Origin of the sequence: Methylopila capsulata (assembly GCF_016907975.1) — a bacterium.
In the GTDB taxonomy this organism is placed as follows: Bacteria; Pseudomonadota; Alphaproteobacteria; order Rhizobiales; family Methylopilaceae; genus Methylopila; species Methylopila capsulata.
On sequence record NZ_JAFBCY010000006.1, the window covers coordinates 1 to 17771 of the forward strand.

A 17771-nucleotide genomic window follows, 5' to 3' on the forward strand; every position below is an offset into this window, starting at 1 on the left:
ATCGCCGCCGTCAGAGACGTCTTGCCATGGTCAACATGACCAATCGTCCCAATGTTGCAATGCGGCTTCGTCCGCGCGAACTTTTCCTTGGCCATGGCGAAGGCTCCGTTCTTTTCTCTAAATCGTCTCTAAGGGTTTCGTCTTGAACTCGCTGCGGGAAGATCAGGCGTACTTCGCCTGAACCTCCTGCGCGACGTTGGACGGAACCTGCTCGTAGTGGTCGAATTCCATGCTGTAGTTCGCCCGGCCCTGGCTGAACGAACGCAGCGTGTTGATGTAGCCGAACATGTTGGCGAGCGGGACCATGGCGTTCACCACGTTCGCGTTGCCTCGCATGTCCTGGCCCTGGATCTGGCCGCGGCGGGAGTTGAGGTCGCCGATGACCGAGCCGGTGTAGTCTTCAGGAGTGACGACCTCGACCTTCATGATCGGCTCGAGCAGGACCGCGCCGCCCTTCTGCAGGGCCTCGCGGAACGCCGCACGGGACGCGATTTCGAAGGCGAGCGCCGAGGAGTCGACCTCGTGGTAGGCGCCGTCGACCAACTCGACCTTGACGTCGACCACGGGGAAGCCCGCGACCACGCCCGACCCGAGGACCGACTCGAGGCCCTTCTGCACGCCCGGGATGTACTCCTTCGGCACAGAACCGCCGACCACCTTCGACTCGAAGGCGAAACCGGCACCGACTTCGTTCGGCGAGATGTGGAACTTCACGCGAGCGAACTGGCCCGTGCCGCCGGTCTGCTTCTTGTGCGTGTAGTCAATGTCGACCGGCTTCGTCAGGGTCTCGCGGTAGGCGACCTGCGGAGCGCCGATGTTCGCGTCGACCTTGTAGGTGCGGCGCAGAATGTCGACCTTGATGTCGAGATGGAGCTCGCCCATCCCCTTGAGGATGGTCTGGCCGGACTCCTGGTCGGTCGACACGCGGAAGGACGGGTCCTCAGCCGCGAGCTTCGACAGGGCGATGCCCAGCTTCTCCTGGTCGGCCTTGGTCTTCGGCTCGATCGCGATCTCGATGACCGGCTCCGGGAACACCATCTGCTCCAGGATCACAGCCTTCAGCGGATCGCACAGCGTGTCGCCGGTGCGGACATCCTTGAGGCCGGCCAGAGCGACGATGTCGCCGGCGTAGGCTTCCTTGATGTCTTCGCGGTTGTTCGCATGCATCAGGAGCATGCGGCCGACGCGCTCCTTCTTGTCGCGGGTCGAGTTCAGCAGGGTCGAACCCGACTCCAGCTTGCCCGAGTAGACGCGGCAGAAGGTGATGGTGCCGACGAACGGGTCGTCCATGATCTTGAACGCGAGGACCGAGAGACCCTCGTCGTCGGACGGACGGCGAACGATCGGCTCTTCGGTCTTGAAGTCGACGCCGTCGACCGCGCCGCGATCGAGCGGGCTCGGAAGATAGTCGACCACCGCGTCGAGCAGCGGCTGAACGCCCTTGTTCTTGAAGGCCGAGCCGCAGAGCACCGGCGTGAAGGCGCGCGTGATGACGGCCTTGCGGAGCAGGCTTTTCAGCGTCGCCTCGTCGGGCTCTTCGCCCTCGAGGAACTTCTCGAGCGCCGCGTCGTCGAGCTCGACGGCCCGCTCGATCATCATGTTGCGGTACTCGAGAGCCTGATCGGCGAGATCAGCCGGGATCTCTTCGTCGTGGTAGTTTGCGCCGAGGTTCTCGTTCTCCCACACGACCGCCTTCATGCGGACAAGGTCGATGATGCCGAGGAAGTTCGACTCCGAACCAATCGGAAGCTGAATGCAGACCGGCTTGCCGGCCACGCGGCTGTCGATCTCGCTGACGCAGCGGAAGAAGTCCGCGCCGATCTTGTCCATCTTGTTGACGAACACGATACGCGGCACTTCGTACTTGTCGGCCTGACGCCACACGGTCTCGGTCTGGGGCTCGACGCCCTGGTTGCCGTCGAGCACGCACACGGCGCCGTCGAGCACGCGGAGCGAACGCTCGACTTCGATCGTGAAGTCGACGTGGCCCGGCGTGTCGATGATGTTCAGGCGATGGTCGTTCCAGAAGGTAGTCGTCGCGGCGGACGTGATCGTGATGCCGCGCTCCTGCTCCTGCTCCATCCAGTCCATGGTTGCGGCGCCGTCGTGGACTTCGCCGATCTTATGGGACTTGCCGGAATAGAACAGGACGCGCTCGGTCGTCGTCGTCTTGCCGGCATCAATGTGGGCCATGATGCCGAAGTTACGATAGTCTTCGATCGCGTGGGAACGGGCCATGATCTCAGTCCTTCAATCTCTGCTCGATTACCAGCGGTAGTGCGAGAAGGCGCGGTTCGCTTCCGCCATGCGGTGCGTGTCCTCGCGCTTCTTCACGGCGGAGCCGCGGTTGTTCGAAGCGTCGATCAGTTCGGCCGACAGACGGTCGACCATGGTCTTTTCGTTGCGGGCGCGGGCCGAAGCCAGCAGCCAGCGAAGCGCGAGCGCCTGACGGCGCTCCGGGCGAACCTCGACCGGAACCTGGTAGGTCGCGCCGCCGACCCGGCGGGAGCGAACTTCGAGGGCCGGCGCGATGTTGTCGAGCGCCTGGTGGAACACGGCGACCGGGCTCTGCTTGAGCTTGGTCTCGACGGTGTCGAAGGCGCCGTAGACGATCGTTTCAGCAGCGGACTTCTTGCCGTGCTTCATGACCGTGTTCATGAACTTCGTGACCACGATGTCCCCGAACTTCGGATCGGGATGGACTTCGCGGCGTTCGGCGGAGTGACGACGGGACATATCTCAGAACCTCACTTCGGCCGCTTGGCGCCGTACTTGGACCGGCGCTGCTTGCGGTTCTTGACGCCCTGCGTGTCGAGCACGCCGCGAAGAATGTGGTAACGCACGCCCGGAAGGTCCTTCACGCGGCCGCCGCGGATCATGACGACCGAGTGTTCCTGGAGGTTGTGACCCTCGCCAGGAATGTAGCCGATGACCTCGAAGCCATTGGTGAGACGGACCTTGGCGACCTTACGAAGCGCCGAGTTCGGCTTCTTCGGCGTGGTGGTGTAGACGCGCGTGCAGACGCCGCGCTTCTGCGGGCACGCCTGAAGCGCCGGAACCTTGTTGCGCGCCGTCGGCGCCTGCCGCGGCTTGCGGATCAACTGGCTGATGGTGGGCATCGTTGGCCTAACCGCTTCCCTTATAAACCGGCGTTCCGGACGGCCCAGGATGAGGACCGAACAGAACGAAATGACGCCGCCCTTCGGAAAACCGAAGGGGAGCGTCGCTCCCTGCAGAGGACCAACGACGACGAAGCGCCGGGGTCATGAACCGCAACTGACCGTGTGGTCGCGACAGCGTCTAATTCCGAAGGGTCGCTGCGTAGGCCGCATGCGACAGCGTGGAATTACCGCCTGCCGAAGAGTGAGCGGCTTCTACCCCGCGACTCGGACATAGTCAACAGCGCCACCGGACTTTCGGTCCTACGAAGCGAAAACCGCCGGTCCAGACCTTAACGACGTGCAAACGCGGGCCCGGCGAGACGTTTTTCCCCCCGGATGTCGGATCCGGCGGCGCTCGAACGTCCTTTGAACGGAACGCCAGAAAACAGCAAGAGGAGAATCGCCCGTGAGCTATGTCGATGGATTCGTCGTCGCCGTCCCGTTGGACAAACTCGAGGCCTACAGGGAGCTCGCGGAGACGGCGGCGGCCGTCTGGATGGAGCACGGCGCCGTGGCGTTCGTGGAGTGCGCCGCCGACGACGTGCCCTACGGAGAGTTGACCTCCTTCCCGCGCGCCGTTCAGCAGAAGGACGAGGAGACGGTGTTCTTCTCCTGGATCGAATATCCGTCGCGGGAGGCGCGCGACGCGACGGTGGCGAAGGTCATGGCCGATCCCCGCCTCGCGGCCTCGATGAAGGACGCTCCGTTCGACGGCAAGCGCATGATCTTCGGCGGGTTCAACGTCTTCGTCAGGCGTTGAGTGTAAGGTAGGGCGCAGGCCTGAGCGCCTGCCCCCTCGCCGAGGACACGCCCGTGACGCCGTCCAGTTCCTCCCGACGCGCCCTGGCCTTCGTCAACGTCGCCCATGCGCTCGATCATTATGTTCTGCTGATCTATCCGACCGCGGTGATCGCCATGGCGGCTGATCTCGGCCGCGACTATGGGCCGATGATCGCGCTCTCCACCGGAGCTTTCGTCGCATTCGGCCTGTTCGCTCTGCCCATGGGCTGGCTCGCCGAACGGGTCGGACGCCGAAACCTGCTCGCCGCGTTCTTCTTCGGCTGCGCCGCGTCGCTGGCCGGGCTCAGCGCCAGCACGACGCCGACCGCGATCGCGGCGTGGCTGTTTGCGCTCGGCGTGTTCACAGCGATCTACCACCCGATCGGCGCCTCGCTCCTGGTCAGCCACGCGTCGGCGCTCGGCCGCTCGCTCGGCTGGAACGGGGTGTTCGGAAATCTCGGCTCGGCCTTCGCCTCCGGCGGCACCGCACTGCTTGCAAGCTCGCTGGGCTGGCGCGCCGCGTTTCTCGCGCCGGCGGCGGTCTGCCTCGCGGTCGGACTGGCCTATCTCGCGTTTGCGCCGGCGGAGGCGGAGGCCCGCGCCGCAGGGCCAAAACAGGCTCCGGCGTCGAGCGTTGGACTGAGGATTCCCGTGCTGCTCGCGCTCTTCGCCGCGGCGCTGATCGCCGGCGGCATGACGTTCAACATAACCAGCATCTCGCTGCCGAAAGCGATCGACGAGCGGCTCGGGCTCGACGTGCCGCTCGCCGTCACCGGCGCCCTGGCGACGGGCGTCTTTCTGTTCGGCGCGATGACCCAGCTGATCGTCGGCAGGCTCGTCGACCGGGTTCCGCTTCCCACGATCTTCGTCGGCCTCGCCGTTCTGCAGCCTCTCGGCCTTGCGATCGCCGCGACGACGGGGGGCGCGCCGATGCTGGCCGGGCTCGCGCTGGCCATCGCCGCAATCTACGGGCAGGTCGTGGTGAACGACGCGATGGTCGCGCGCTACGCGCCGCCGCACCTCCGGACAAAGGCCTACAGCGTTCGCTACTTTCTCGGCTTCACCGCAAGCGGCTTCGCGGCGCCCCTGATCGCCGTGGCGCACGCCGCCGGCGGGTTCGGCCTGGTATTCACGCTGGCCGCCGCGTTCGGGGCCGTCATCTTCGGGGCCGCCGTCTGCTTCCTCGTCGCGTCGAAGCCAGCGGCCGTCCAGGCCTCCTCGAGCTGACCGTCCGAGCCTCCGGACCGAAGTGCGCCTCGGCCCCACTCCCGCAGCCTTGCGCAACGAAAAAGGGCCGCCGGTGATCCCGGCGGCCCTTTCCATCTTTCCGAAAGAGGCGCTAGGCCCCTCCCCTCACTCCGCGGCGTCGGAGGCCGGAAGCAGGCCGGCGTTCGCCGGCGTGACGCCCGACTCCTGCGCCTTCTGGGCGAGGATGAGTTCGTCGCGGTGGGTCGCGATCTCGCGGACCTTGCTCATGACCGAGCCGGTGCCCGCCGGGATGAGGCGGCCGACGATCACGTTCTCCTTCAGCCCCTCGAGGTCGTCCACCTTGCCGTTGACCGCGGCCTCTGTGAGGACGCGGGTCGTCTCCTGGAACGACGCGGCCGAGATGAACGAGCGGGTCTGCAGGCTGGCCTTGGTGATGCCGAGCAGCACCGGATGGCCGACCGCAGGCTTCTTGCCCTCGGCGATCATCTTGGCGTTGATCTCGTCGAACTCCATCCGATCGACCTGCTCGTTGGTGAGCAGCTCGGTCTCGCCGGCGTCGGAGATCTCGACCTTCTGCAGCATCTGGCGAACGATCACCTCGATGTGCTTGTCGTTGATCTGCACGCCCTGAAGCCGGTAGACCTCCTGGATCTCGTTGACGAGGTAAGCCGCAAGCTCCTCCACGCCCTTGATCGCCAGGATGTCGTGCGGCGCAGGGTTGCCGTCGACGATGTAGTCGCCCTTCTCCACCACGTCGCCGTCCTGCAGATGGACGTGCTTGCCTTTCGGGATCAGGTACTCGACCGGCTCGTCGCCGTCGCTCGGAACGAGCGTCAGGCGACGCTTGTTCTTGTAGTCCTTGCCGAACTGCACCGTGCCGGAGATCTCGGCGATGACCGCCGCATCCTTCGGACGACGCGCCTCGAACAGCTCCGCCACCCGCGGCAGACCGCCGGTGATGTCGCGCGTCTTGGCGCTCTCCAACGGGATACGCGCCAGCACGTCGCCCGCTTGGACCTCGGAGCCGGGCGACACCGAGAGGATGGCGTCGGCCGCGAGAAGGTAACGCGCCTCGCCGCCCTTCGCGGGCTTCGCGATCTTGCCGTCGGGACCGTGGATCACGATCGCCGGCTTCAGGTCCGCGTTGCGCGTGGACGTCCGCCAGTCGGTGACGACGCGCTTGGTGATGCCCGTCGCCTCGTCCGAGCTCTCCTTCAGCGAGGCGCCCTCGACCAGATCCTCGAACCCGGCCTTGCCGTCCACCTCGGTAAGGATCGGACGGGTGTACGGATCCCACTCGGCGATGCGCTGGCCGCGCTTGATCTTGTCGCCGTCGTCGACCCGAAGCTTCGAGCCGTAGAGGAGGCGGTGCGTCGACCGCTCCGTCACGCCGTCGGCGTCGAGGATGATGACGGCCACGTTGCGGCCCATGACGATCAGGTCGCCGTCCGAGTTCCGCGCCGTGTTGCGGTTGCGGAGCTTGATCGTACCCTCGAACGTGCTTTCGAGGAAGGACGAGTCCGCCAGCTGCGCCGTGCCGCCGATGTGGAACGTGCGCATGGTGAGCTGCGTGCCCGGCTCCCCGATCGACTGCGCCGCGATGACGCCGACGGCCTCACCGTGGTTGACCGGGGTGCCGCGCGCCAGGTCGCGGCCGTAGCAGGCCACGCAGACGCCGATCTTGGTCTCGCAGGTCAGCACCGAACGGATGCGGACTTCCTGAACGCCAGCGGCGTGCACGAGGTCCACGTCCTTCTCGGTCACCAGCGTGTTCTTCGGAACGACCACTTCGCCCGTCGCCGGGTTGTAGACGTCCTCCGCGACGGTGCGGCCGAGAATGCGCATGCCGAGCGTGGCCACGATCTGGCCCGCGTCGATGACGGCGCGAACGCGGATGCCCGCCTCGGTGCCGCAATCGTCCTCGGTGATGATGCAGTCCTGCGCCACGTCCACGAGACGTCGGGTCAGATAGCCCGAGTTCGCGGTCTTCAGCGCCGTGTCCGCGAGGCCCTTACGGGCGCCGTGGGTGGAGTTGAAGTACTCGAGAACCGAGAGGCCTTCCTTGAAGTTCGAGATGATGGGGCTCTCGATGATCTCGCCCGACGGCTTGGCCATGAGGCCGCGCATGCCGGCGAGCTGCTTCATCTGCGCCGGCGAGCCGCGGGCGCCCGAGTGGCTCATCATGTAGATCGAGTTGATCTGCTTGGTGCGCCCAGTCTCCTTGTCGATCTGGACCGCGGAAATCCGCGCCATCATCTCGTCGGCGATCTTGTCCGTGCACTTCGCCCAGGCGTCGACGACCTTGTTGTACTTCTCACCCTGGGTGATCAGGCCGTCCTGGTACTGCTGCTCGTATTCCTTCGCCAGCGTCCGGGTGTCGTCGACGATCTTCGTCTTCGTCTCCGGCACGACCATGTCGTCCTTGCCGAACGAGATGCCCGCCTTGAACGCGTTGGTGAAGCCGAGCGTCATGATCCGGTCGCAGAAGATGACCGTGTCCTTCTGACCGCAATTTCGGTAGACTGTGTCGATCATGTTCGAGATTTCCTTCTTCGTCATCAGCTTGTTGACGACGTCGAAGGTCAGCTTCGGGGTCTTCGGCAGCAACTGGCCGAGCATCATGCGGCCCGGCGTGGTCTCGTAGATCTTCGAGACATTATTGCCATCCGCGTCGATGCCGACGTGGCGACCCTTGATCTTGGTGTGCAGCGTCACCGACTTGGTGAACAGCGCCTGCTCAAGCTCGCCCATGTTGGCGAAGGCCATACCCTCGCCCGGCTCCTTGTCGCGCATCAGCGTCAGGTAATAGAGGCCGAGCACGATGTCCTGCGACGGCACGATGATCGGCTGGCCGTTCGCGGGATGCAGGATGTTGTTCGTCGACATCATGAGGACGCGCGCTTCCAGCTGGGCCTCGAGGCTCAGCGGAACGTGCACGGCCATCTGGTCGCCGTCGAAGTCGGCGTTGAACGCAGCGCAGACCAGCGGGTGAAGCTGGATCGCCTTGCCCTCGATCAGCACCGGCTCGAACGCCTGGATGCCGAGGCGGTGGAGCGTCGGCGCGCGGTTCAGCATCACCGGATGCTCGCGGATCACCTCGTCGAGGATGTCCCAAACCTCGGGCTTTTCCTTCTCGACGAGCTTCTTCGCCTGCTTCACGGTCGCCGACAGACCCTTGGCGTCAAGCCGCGAATAGATGAACGGCTTGAACAGCTCGAGCGCCATCTTCTTCGGCAGGCCGCACTGGTGCAGCTTCAGCTCGGGGCCGACCACGATGACGGAACGGCCGGAGTAGTCGACGCGCTTGCCGAGCAGGTTCTGGCGGAAACGGCCCTGCTTGCCCTTGAGCATGTCGGACAGCGACTTCAGCGGACGCTTGTTGACGCCCGTGATGACGCGGCCGCGGCGGCCGTTGTCGAACAGCGCGTCGACGGCTTCCTGCAGCATCCGCTTCTCGTTGCGGATGATGATGTCCGGCGCGCGCAGCTCGATAAGCCGCTTGAGGCGGTTGTTGCGGTTGATCACGCGGCGGTAGAGGTCGTTAAGGTCGGACGTCGCGAAGCGGCCGCCGTCGAGCGGCACGAGCGGACGTAGGTCCGGCGGGATCACCGGCACGATGGTCATGATCATCCAGTCGGGCTTGTTGCCCGACTCGATGAAGGCCTCGACGATCTTCAGCCGCTTGGCGAGCTTCTTCGGCTTGAGCTCGGTGGTGGCCTCCGAGATCTCGACGCGAATGTCGGCCGCCATCTTCTCGAGGTCGAGCGTGCGCAGCATCGACTGGATCGCCTCCGCGCCGATCTGCGCGGTGAAGGCGTCCTCGCCGTACTCGTCCTGAGCGCGGATGTACTCGTCTTCGGTGAGGAGCTGGCGGTCCTTGAGCGGCGTCAGGCCGGTCTCGAGCACCACGTACTTCTCGAAGTACAGGATCGCCTCAAGATCCTTGAGGGTCATGTCCATCAGCAGGCCGATGCGCGACGGCAGCGACTTCAGGAACCAGATGTGGGCGACCGGCGCGGCCAGTTCGATGTGGCCCATGCGCTCGCGGCGCACGCGCGAGAGGGTGACCTCAACGCCGCACTTCTCGCAGATGACGCCCTTGTACTTCATGCGCTTGTACTTGCCGCACAAGCACTCGTAGTCCTTGATCGGGCCAAAGATCCGGGCGCAGAACAGGCCGTCGCGCTCCGGCTTGAAGGTCCGGTAGTTGATCGTCTCGGGCTTCTTGATCTCGCCGAACGACCACGAGAGTATCTTCTCGGGGCTAGCGATCGAGATCCGGATCTGGTCGAACGTCTGGGCCGGAACCTGCGTGTTGAAGAGATTCATCACTTCTTGGTTCATCGCCGTCTCCTTCCGCGTGACCCTGAGGCGCCGCCGCTCAACGCCGGCAAGGTCCGCTTAAAAATCCCTATGCAGCCCAGCGGGCGGACCACGAGGTCCGTCCGCCGCACGATCGCTCCCCCGGAAGGAGCGATCGTCACTCCGCCGCGTCGGCGGGGGGAAGCTCGCCTGCGACGCGCTTCGACGTGTGCAGATCGACGTTCAGGCCAAGCGACCGCATTTCCTTCACGAGCACGTTGAAGCTCTCCGGAATGCCGGCCTCGAAGGCGTCGTCGCCGCGGACGATCGACTCGTAGACCTTGGTGCGGCCTGCGACGTCGTCCGACTTCACCGTCAGCATCTCCTGCAGCGTGTAGGCGGCGCCGTAAGCCTCGAGCGCCCAGACCTCCATCTCGCCGAAGCGCTGCCCGCCGAACTGCGCCTTGCCGCCCAGCGGCTGCTGGGTGACGAGCGAGTACGGTCCGATCGAACGCGCGTGGATCTTGTCGTCCACGAGATGGTGAAGCTTGAGCATATATATGTAGCCCACCGTCACCTGTCGATCGAACGTCTCGCCGGTGCGTCCGTCGAAGAGCGTCACCTGGCCAGACGTCGCCACGCCCGCGAGCTCGAGCATGCGCTCGATGTCCGCTTCCTTGGCGCCGTCGAACACCGGCGTGGCGATCGGAACGCCGCGACGGAGGTTCTCCGACATCTCGACGAGCTCCTTGTCGTCGAGCTCCTTCACCTTCGGATCGTCGCCGTAGACGCTGTGGAGCGTCGACTTGAGCCCGTCGATGGCGGCGCCGGCGCGATAGGCGTCGATCGCCTCGCCGATCTTGCGGCCAAGACCAGCGCAGGCCCAGCCGAGATGGGTCTCGAGGATCTGCCCGACGTTCATCCGGCTCGGCACGCCGAGCGGGTTGAGCACGATGTCGGCGTGGGTGCCGTCCGCCAGGAACGGCATGTCCTCGACCGGCACGATCCGCGACACGACGCCCTTGTTGCCGTGCCGGCCGGCCATCTTGTCGCCCGGCTGGATCTTGCGCTTCACCGCGATGAAGACCTTGACCATCTTCATCACGCCGGGGGGCATCTCGTCGCCGCGCTGCAGCTTCTCAACCTTGTCGAGGAACCGCTGCTCGAGCCGCTTCTTCTGCTCGTCGTACTGGGCGCGCATGGCCTCCAGCTCGGACATCATCTTGTCGTCCGAGACGGCGATCTGCCACCACTGCGAGCGCGGAGCCTCGGTGAGGCTCTCGCGGGTGAGCTCCGCGTCCTTCTTGATCGTCTTCGGACCCGAGATGACGGTCTTGCCGACCAGCATCTCGCCGAGGCGCGCGTAGGTGTTGCGGTCGAGGATCGCGAGCTCGTCGTCGCGGTCCTTGGCGAGCCGCTCGATCTCCTCGCGCTCGATCGCCTGGGCGCGCTCGTCCTTGTCGACGCCGTGCCGGTTGAACACGCGCACTTCCACGATCGTGCCCGTCACGCCGGGCGGAACCCGGAGCGAGGTGTCGCGCACGTCGGACGCCTTCTCGCCGAAGATGGCGCGGAGCAGCTTCTCCTCCGGCGTCATCGGGCTTTCGCCCTTCGGCGTGATCTTGCCGACGAGGATGTCGCCCGCCTGCACTTCCGCGCCGATGTAGGTGATGCCGGCTTCGTCGAGGTTCTTCAGCGCCTCTTCCGACACGTTCGGAATGTCGCGCGTGATCTCCTCCGGCCCGAGCTTGGTGTCGCGGGCCATCACCTCGAACTCCTCGATGTGGATCGAGGTGAAGACGTCGTCGGAGACGATCTTCTCGCTGAGGAGGATGGAGTCCTCGAAGTTGTAGCCGTTCCACGGCATGAACGCGACGAGCACGTTCCGGCCGAGCGCCAGCTCGCCGAGCTCCGTCGACGGGCCGTCGGCGATGATCTCGCCCTTCTTGACGATGTCGCCCACGCGGACCAGCGGCTTCTGCGTGATGCAGGTCGACTGGTTGGAGCGCTGGAACTTCATCAGCCGGTAGATGTCGACGCCCGGCTTCGAGGCGTCGCTCTCCTCGTTCGCGCGGATGACGATACGGGTCGCGTCGACCTGGTCGATGATGCCCGAACGGCGCGCGGCGATGGCGGCGCCGGAGTCGCGGGCGACCACGGCCTCCATGCCGGTGCCGACGAACGGAGCGTCCGCCTTCACGAGCGGCACGGCCTGCCGCTGCATGTTCGAGCCCATGAGAGCGCGGTTCGCGTCGTCGTTCTCAAGGAACGGGATCAGCGCGGCCGCGACCGAGACGAGCTGCTTCGGCGACACGTCCATGTAGTCGACGCGGTCGATCGAAACGAACACCACCTCGCCCATGTGCCGGCAGACGACCAGGTCGTCGGTGAACTTGCCCGAGGCGTCGAGGACGGCGTTCGCCTGCGCGACGTGGTGCTTGGATTCCTCGACAGCCGAGAGGTAGTGCACCTCGTCGGTCACGGCGCCGTCGCGCACCTTGCGGTACGGGGCCTCGATGAAGCCGTACTTGTTCACCCGCGCGAAGGTCGCGAGCGAGTTGATCAGGCCGATGTTCGGGCCTTCCGGCGTCTCGATCGGGCAGATGCGGCCGTAATGGGTCGGGTGCACGTCGCGGACTTCGAAGCCCGCGCGCTCACGCGTCAGACCGCCGGGCCCGAGCGCCGAGAGACGACGCTTGTGCGTGATCTCGGAGAGCGGGTTGGTCTGGTCCATGAACTGCGACAGCTGCGACGAGCCGAAGAACTCGCGCACGGCGGCGGCCGCGGGCTTCGCGTTGATCAGGTCCTGCGGCATGACGGTGTCGATCTCGACCGACGACATGCGCTCCTTGATGGCGCGCTCCATGCGGAGCAGGCCGACGCGGTACTGGTTCTCCATGAGCTCGCCGACCGAGCGCACCCGGCGGTTGCCGAGGTGGTCGATGTCGTCGATCTCGCCCTTGCCGTCGCGCAGGTCGACCAGCGTCTTGATGACCGCGAGGATGTCCGCCTTGCGGAGCGTCCGCACGGTGTCCTCGGCGTCGAGGTCGAGACGCATGTTCATCTTCACGCGGCCGACAGCCGAGAGGTCGTAGCGCTCGCTGTCGAAGAACAGCGACTGGAACATGTTCTCGGCGGTGTCGAGCGTGGGCGGCTCGCCCGGACGCATGACGCGGTAGATGTCGAACAGGGCCTCCTCGCGGGAGTTGTTCTTGTCCACCATCAGCGTGTTGCGGATGTAGCCGCCGGTGTTGACGTGGTCGATGTCGAGCAGGTCGAGCTCATCGATCCCGGCGTCCTGCAGCGTCTCAAGCAGCTTGGCGCTGATCTCCTCGCCGGCTTCCGCCCAGATCTCACCGGTCTCGGCGTTGACGATGTCCTCGGCGATGTACTGACCGACAAGCTCCTCGTTGGCGATCCGGAGGTCCTTGACCCCCTTCTCGACGATCAGGCGGGCCTGACGGACGGTGAGCTTCTTGCCGGCCTCGAGCGCGACCTCGCCGGTGTCGGCGTCGATCAGGTCGACCGTGACGTTCATGCCCTTCATGCGCGCGCCGTCGAACGGCGTGCGCCAAGCCTCGCCGTCACGGACGTAGCGAACCTTGTTGTAGAAGGTGTCGAGGATTTCCTCGCCGTCCATGCCGAGGGCGAACATCAGCGACGTCACCGGGATCTTCCGGCGACGGTCGATGCGCGCATGCACGATGTCCTTGGCGTCGAATTCGATGTCGAGCCAGGAGCCGCGGTACGGGATGATGCGGGCGGCGAACAGCAGCTTGCCCGAGGAGTGCGTCTTGCCCTTGTCGTGGTCGAAGAACACGCCGGGCGAGCGATGCATCTGCGAGACGATGACGCGCTCGGTGCCGTTGACGATGAAGGTGCCGTTGTCCGTCATCAGGGGCATGTCGCCCATGTAGACGTCCTGCTCCTTGATGTCCTTGACGGACTTCGCGCCGGTCTCCTCGTCCACGTCGAACACGATGAGACGCAGCGTCACCTTCAGCGGCGCCGCGAAGGTCATGCCGCGCTGACGGCACTCGTCGACGTCGTACTTCGGCTGCTCGAACTCGTACTTCACGAACTCCAGCATCGAGCTGTTCGAGAAGTCCGAGATCGGGAACACCGACTTGAACACGGTCTGAAGGCCTTCATCCGGCCGAGAGCCGCCCTGACCAAACAGAAGGAACTGGTCGTAAGACGCCTTCTGGATTTCGATCAGGTTCGGCATCGCCGCGACTTCGCGGATCTTACCGAAGAACTTGCGGACACGCTTGCGGCCGGTGATCGTATGAGCCATCGTCTTCCTCATCCATGCCGGAGGGGCACGCCTGATCCAAAGACCGTCGGAACCGCCGGACGGTCCTTGGGTCAGGCGTGGCGGAGCCGGACGGTCCCGGGTCTCCGCTTGTACGTCACGCCGCCGGGACAATGGCCCGGAAGGCGCTTAAGCCGCGTGGGACGACACGCTCGACGAGCGCCCCTTCCCCGCGGCTTTCGCGTGTCGCGGAAGCGCCCGAGGGGCGCTCCCGCGACGGCAGATCAGACGCAGGCCGAAAGCCTGCGACGGATCACTTGAGCTCGACCTTGGCGCCAGCCTTCTCGAGCTGGGCCTTGAGCTTCTCGCCCTCGTCCTTCGAGACGGCTTCCTTGACGGCCTTCGGGGCCGCCTCGACGAGGTCCTTGGCTTCCTTGAGCCCGAGGCCGGTGATCGCGCGGACCTCCTTGATGACCTCGATCTTCTTGTCGCCGGCGGCGGCGAGCATGACCGTGAACTCGGTCTGCTCTTCGACCGGCGCAGCGGCGGCGGCCGCCGGACCAGCGACCGCGACCGCCGCAGCGGCCGAGACGCCCCACTTCTCTTCGAGGAGCTTCGCGAGCTCCGCAGCTTCGAGAACCGTCAGGTTGGACAGTTCGTCGACGATCTTCGTCAGATCAGCCATTGTTCTACGTCCTTGAGTTCGAACCAGTTTTTGAAATGAAGAACGGCGTCACGCCGCCTCGTCTCGCTTGGCGTAAGCCCCAAACACGCGCGCAAGCTTTGCGGCAGGCGCGGTGGAGAGCTGCGCGAGCTTGGTCGCGGGAGCCTGAATAAGGCCCACGAGCTTCGCGCGCAGTTCGTCCAGCGACGGCAGCGTGGCCAGAGCCTTCACGCCGTCGGGGTTCAGGGAGGTCGCGCCCATGGCGCCGCCCAGGATCACGAACTTGTCGTGGCCCTTGGCGAACTCCACCGCGACCTTGGGCGCCGCCACCGGGTCCTCGCTGTAGGCGAGGATGGTCGGACCCGTGAGAAGGGGTCCGATGTGGGCGGCGTCCGTGCCATCGAGAGCGATCTTGGCGAGCCGGTTCTTCGCGACCTTCACGCTCGCGCCTGCGGCGCGCATCTGCCGACGAAGCGTCTGCATCTGGGCGACGGTCAGACCCGAGTAATGAGCGACGACGATGGCCCCGGAGTTCGAAAACACCGAGTTCAGCGTCGTGACCATTTCACGCTTTTCCGCGCGGTCCACGTGCTCTCTCCGGTTGACGATCCGACCTTGGGGGCCGAACCGCCGGGTTGCGACGACCGTTCGTCATGCGGGCCTGGAAGGCCCGCCGGCGAACGGCGGCTTCAAGCCTGTCCGCGCGCGACGCGTGAACGCCGCGGCGATGGTTCGAACCGGCAGGACGGGCCGCTCGCGCGGGCCGAAATCCGGTCGTCCCCGTCTCAGCAGGTCCCGGTGCTCCGGGCTTAAGCGGCCTCCCCATGGAGGTGCGCCTGCTTTCTCGGACAGGTTCGGAGGGGCGGACGGATCCGACCCTCCTTTTCTCCCGAAGCGAACTCCGGGCGAAATCGGGTTGTTCAGGCGCCGCCGACGACGGACGACGGCTCAACATGCACGCCCGGGCCCATCGTCGAGGACACCGAGATCTTCTGCACGTACTGGCCCTTGGCGCCGGTCGGCTTGGCCTTCACCACGGCGTCCGCGAACGCCTTGATGTTCTGGACCAGCTTCTCGGAGTCGAACGAGGCCTTGCCGACGCCGCCATGGATGATGCCGGCCTTCTCGACGCGGAACTCCACCGCGCCGCCCTTCGCGGCCTTGACCGCGCCGGCGACGTCCATGGTCACCGTGCCCACCTTCGGGTTCGGCATCAGGCCGCGCGGGCCCAGCACCTTACCGAGGCGGCCGACGAGCGGCATCATGTCCGGGGTCGCGATGCAGCGATCGAAGTCGATCGTGCCGCCCTGAACGATCTCGAGCAGGTCTTCGGCGCCGACGATGTCCGCGCCGGCCGCCTTGGCTTCGTCCGCCTTCGGCCCGCGGGCGAACACGCCCACGCGCACCGTCCGGCCGGAACCGTTCGGCAGCTGACAGACGCCGCGGACCATCTGGTCCGCATGACGCGGGTCAACGCCGAGGTTGATCGAGACCTCGATGGTCTCGTCGAACTTCGCCGTGGCGCGCTCCTTGACCAGGCCGATGGCCTCGTCCAGGGCGTACAGCTTCAGGCGATCGATGCCCTCGCGGGATTTCGCGACGCGCTTTGCGAGCTTCGCCATGATCAGGCCTCCACCGTCAGACCCATGGAGCGGGCGGAGCCCGCGATCATCGCGACCGCCGATTCGACGGTGGCGCAGTTCAGGTCGGCCATCTTTTTCTCAGCGATCTCGCGGAGCTGGGCCTGAGTCACCTTGCCGACGGGGGCCGCCTTGCCGGTGGTCTTGGAGCCCGACTTGATGCCGGCGGCCTGCTTCAGGAAGTAGCTGACCGGGGGCGTCTTGAGCTGGAAGGTGAACGAACGGTCCGCATAGGCCGTGATCACGACCGGGATCGGCATGCCCTTTTCGAGCTGGCCGGTCTGGGCGTTGAACGCCTTGCAGAACTCCATGATGTTCAGGCCGCGCTGGCCGAGCGCCGGGCCGATCGGCGGCGACGGGTTCGCGGAGCCGGCCGGCACCTGCAGCTTGATGTAGCCTGTGATCTTCTTCGCCATTTAGATGCTCCTTGGACGGCGCTCGCATTCCGCCGTCGTTGTCCGTGGTGCGACCGGCGGCCCGGGCGAGCGAAGAGCCCGGCGCCTTTCTCCCACGGCGGGAAACGGATCAGACCTTTTCGACCTGCCCGTATTCGAGATCGACGGTCGTCGCGCGACCGAAGATCGACACGTCGATCTTGAGGCGCGCCCGCGCCTCGTCGACGTCCTGCACCACGCCCGAGAACGAGGCGAACGGACCGTCCGAAACCCGGACGTTCTCGCCGACCTCGAACGACACCGACGGCTTGGGCCGCTCGATGCCTTCCTGGACCTGCTGGATGATCCGGCCGGCCTCGGCGTCCGAAATCGGCGACGGCTTGTTGTCCGCGCCGAGGAAGCCGGTCACTTTCGGGGTATTGCGGATCAGGTGGTAGGCCTGGTCCGTCAGGTCCATCTTCACCAGCACGTAGCCCGGAAAGAACTTGCGCTCGGCGTCGACCTTGCGGCCGCGGCGCACCTCGACGACCTTCTCGGTCGGGACGAGGATTTCCTCGAAGAGATCCGAAAGCCCGGTCTGCTCCGCCTTCTCGCGGATCGACTCGGCGACCTTCTTCTCGAAGTTCGAGTAGGCATGGACGATGTACCAGCGCTTGCGCCGGCCGCCCACGGCAGCCTCTGCCACGCTCATTGTCCGATTCCCAAAATCAACGTGACCACGGTCCGCAGGATCATGTCGGCGAGGAAGAAGAACACGCTCGCCACGAACACGAACACGAAGACCATGACGGTGGTGATCGTCGTCTCGCGACGGGTCGGCCACACGACCTTAGAGGTCTCGGCGCCTACCTCTTGAATGAACTCGACAGGACTGGTTTTCGCCATAGCCTCAATTCACGTCGAAAAGGGGCGCAGCCGACAGGTCCGCACCCCAGTATGTCGTTTCAGGTCGCATCGCCCGCAAGCAGGGCTCTCCAATTGGTCCGCGCTTTGGCGAACCTAAAACCTTGATCCCACGCTGGCAGGAGTGGAGGGACTCGAACCCGCAACCTCCGGTTTTGGAGACCGGCGCTCTGACCAGTTGAGCTACACTCCTAAGCGCAAGGGTCTTGGGCGGGGGCTTCATATGCCACGCCCAAGGGCCGTTCGCAACCACCTGGCGCGAACGGATCACGAAAAGCGCCGACGTCAACGCTTTCGAGAGCTTTGGCGCCGGCCGTCTGGTCGAACGGCCGGCGGAAACTTCGTTCGTCCCGCGAGAGGCGGAAGAATCACTCGATGATGGAAGCGACGACGCCTGCGCCGACGGTGCGGCCGCCTTCGCGGATGGCGAAGCGCAGCTTCTCCTCCATCGCGATCGGCACG

The 17771-nt window shown here is 65.5% G+C and carries 15 protein-coding genes and 1 tRNA gene; 2 read left to right on the forward strand and 14 right to left on the reverse strand.

The window, feature by feature from the left end:
• From JOD31_RS19280 to rpsL, 4 genes are all read right to left on the reverse strand, one after another.
• Positions 1–95 (reverse strand): GTP-binding protein (locus JOD31_RS19280; RefSeq protein WP_139221393.1); only part of this gene is annotated, 95 nt, incomplete at its 3' end.
• Between the two features lie 67 nt (positions 96–162).
• Positions 163–2238, reverse strand: coding sequence for an elongation factor G (gene fusA, locus JOD31_RS19285; RefSeq protein ID WP_204952070.1), 2076 nt, complete (start codon positions 2236–2238; stop codon positions 163–165).
• Between the two features lie 27 nt (positions 2239–2265).
• Positions 2266–2736, reverse strand: coding sequence for a 30S ribosomal protein S7 (gene rpsG / locus JOD31_RS19290; RefSeq protein WP_020185796.1), 471 nt, complete (start codon positions 2734–2736; stop codon positions 2266–2268).
• 11 nt (positions 2737–2747) lie between these two features.
• Entirely contained in the window at positions 2748–3119 is a 372-nt protein-coding gene (gene rpsL / locus JOD31_RS19295; RefSeq protein WP_020185797.1) for a 30S ribosomal protein S12, read from the reverse strand.
• A 448-nt stretch (positions 3120–3567) separates the two neighbouring features.
• On the opposite strand from rpsL, the gene JOD31_RS19300 reads away from it, so the two are divergent.
• Both JOD31_RS19300 and JOD31_RS19305 read left to right on the forward strand, forming a co-directional pair.
• Complete coding sequence (locus JOD31_RS19300; RefSeq protein ID WP_204952071.1) at positions 3568–3921, forward strand: DUF1428 domain-containing protein; 354 nt, start codon at positions 3568–3570, stop codon at positions 3919–3921.
• A 53-nt stretch (positions 3922–3974) separates the two neighbouring features.
• Entirely contained in the window at positions 3975–5168 is a 1194-nt protein-coding gene (locus JOD31_RS19305; protein ID WP_204952072.1) for an MFS transporter, read from the forward strand.
• A gap of 126 nt (positions 5169–5294) precedes the next feature.
• Here JOD31_RS19305 and rpoC read toward each other — a convergent pair whose 3' ends face one another.
• The 10 genes from rpoC to JOD31_RS19355 all read right to left on the reverse strand — a co-directional run.
• Positions 5295–9494, reverse strand: coding sequence for a DNA-directed RNA polymerase subunit beta' (gene rpoC / locus JOD31_RS19310; protein ID WP_204952073.1), 4200 nt, complete (start codon positions 9492–9494; stop codon positions 5295–5297).
• Between the two features lie 136 nt (positions 9495–9630).
• Positions 9631–13749, reverse strand: a complete 4119-nt coding sequence (gene rpoB, locus JOD31_RS19315; protein ID WP_204952074.1) for a DNA-directed RNA polymerase subunit beta — start codon at positions 13747–13749, stop codon at positions 9631–9633.
• 271 nt (positions 13750–14020) lie between these two features.
• Positions 14021–14392, reverse strand: coding sequence for a 50S ribosomal protein L7/L12 (gene rplL / locus JOD31_RS19320; protein WP_204952075.1), 372 nt, complete (start codon positions 14390–14392; stop codon positions 14021–14023).
• A gap of 48 nt (positions 14393–14440) precedes the next feature.
• Positions 14441–14959: a 50S ribosomal protein L10 gene (rplJ, locus tag JOD31_RS19325; protein ID WP_204952076.1), complete on the reverse strand. Its 519-nt coding sequence runs from the start codon at positions 14957–14959 to the stop codon at positions 14441–14443.
• A 332-nt stretch (positions 14960–15291) separates the two neighbouring features.
• Positions 15292–15993, reverse strand: coding sequence for a 50S ribosomal protein L1 (rplA, locus tag JOD31_RS19330; RefSeq protein ID WP_204952077.1), 702 nt, complete (start codon positions 15991–15993; stop codon positions 15292–15294).
• Between the two features lie 2 nt (positions 15994–15995).
• Complete coding sequence (rplK, locus tag JOD31_RS19335; protein WP_204952078.1) at positions 15996–16427, reverse strand: 50S ribosomal protein L11; 432 nt, start codon at positions 16425–16427, stop codon at positions 15996–15998.
• 109 nt (positions 16428–16536) lie between these two features.
• The gene (gene nusG / locus JOD31_RS19340) at positions 16537–17097 is read right to left on the reverse strand and encodes a transcription termination/antitermination protein NusG (RefSeq protein WP_204952079.1); all 561 of its coding nucleotides are present in this window, start codon (positions 17095–17097) and stop codon (positions 16537–16539) included.
• On the reverse strand, positions 17094–17291 hold the full coding sequence (gene secE, locus JOD31_RS19345; RefSeq protein WP_204952080.1) for a preprotein translocase subunit SecE: 198 nt from the start codon (positions 17289–17291) through the stop codon (positions 17094–17096). The genes nusG and secE overlap by 4 nt, the downstream gene beginning before the upstream one ends.
• Positions 17292–17425: 134 nt before the next feature.
• Positions 17426–17502, reverse strand: a tRNA-Trp gene (locus JOD31_RS19350).
• A gap of 175 nt (positions 17503–17677) precedes the next feature.
• Positions 17678–17771, reverse strand: a 94-nt coding sequence (locus JOD31_RS19355) for an EF-Tu C-terminal domain-related protein (RefSeq protein ID WP_131837545.1), incomplete at its 5' end; no start/stop codon positions are given.

Excerpts from the sequence above, each read along its gene's own strand:
- fusA (WP_204952070.1), bottom strand. The coding sequence starts at position 2,238 with ATGGCCCGTTCCCACGCGATCGAAGACTATCGTAACTTCGGCATCATG.
- rpsG (WP_020185796.1), bottom strand. The coding sequence starts at position 2,736 with ATGTCCCGTCGTCACTCCGCCGAACGCCGCGAAGTCCATCCCGATCCG.
- rpsL (WP_020185797.1), bottom strand. The coding sequence starts at position 3,119 with ATGCCCACCATCAGCCAGTTGATCCGCAAGCCGCGGCAGGCGCCGACG.
- rpoC (WP_204952073.1), bottom strand. The coding sequence starts at position 9,494 with ATGAACCAAGAAGTGATGAATCTCTTCAACACGCAGGTTCCGGCCCAG.
- rpoB (WP_204952074.1), bottom strand. The coding sequence starts at position 13,749 with ATGGCTCATACGATCACCGGCCGCAAGCGTGTCCGCAAGTTCTTCGGT.
- rplL (WP_204952075.1), bottom strand. The coding sequence starts at position 14,392 with ATGGCTGATCTGACGAAGATCGTCGACGAACTGTCCAACCTGACGGTT.
- rplA (WP_204952077.1), bottom strand. The coding sequence starts at position 15,993 with ATGGCGAAGCTCGCAAAGCGCGTCGCGAAATCCCGCGAGGGCATCGAT.
- rplK (WP_204952078.1), bottom strand. The coding sequence starts at position 16,427 with ATGGCGAAGAAGATCACAGGCTACATCAAGCTGCAGGTGCCGGCCGGC.
- nusG (WP_204952079.1), bottom strand. The coding sequence starts at position 17,097 with ATGAGCGTGGCAGAGGCTGCCGTGGGCGGCCGGCGCAAGCGCTGGTAC.
- secE (WP_204952080.1), bottom strand. The coding sequence starts at position 17,291 with ATGGCGAAAACCAGTCCTGTCGAGTTCATTCAAGAGGTAGGCGCCGAG.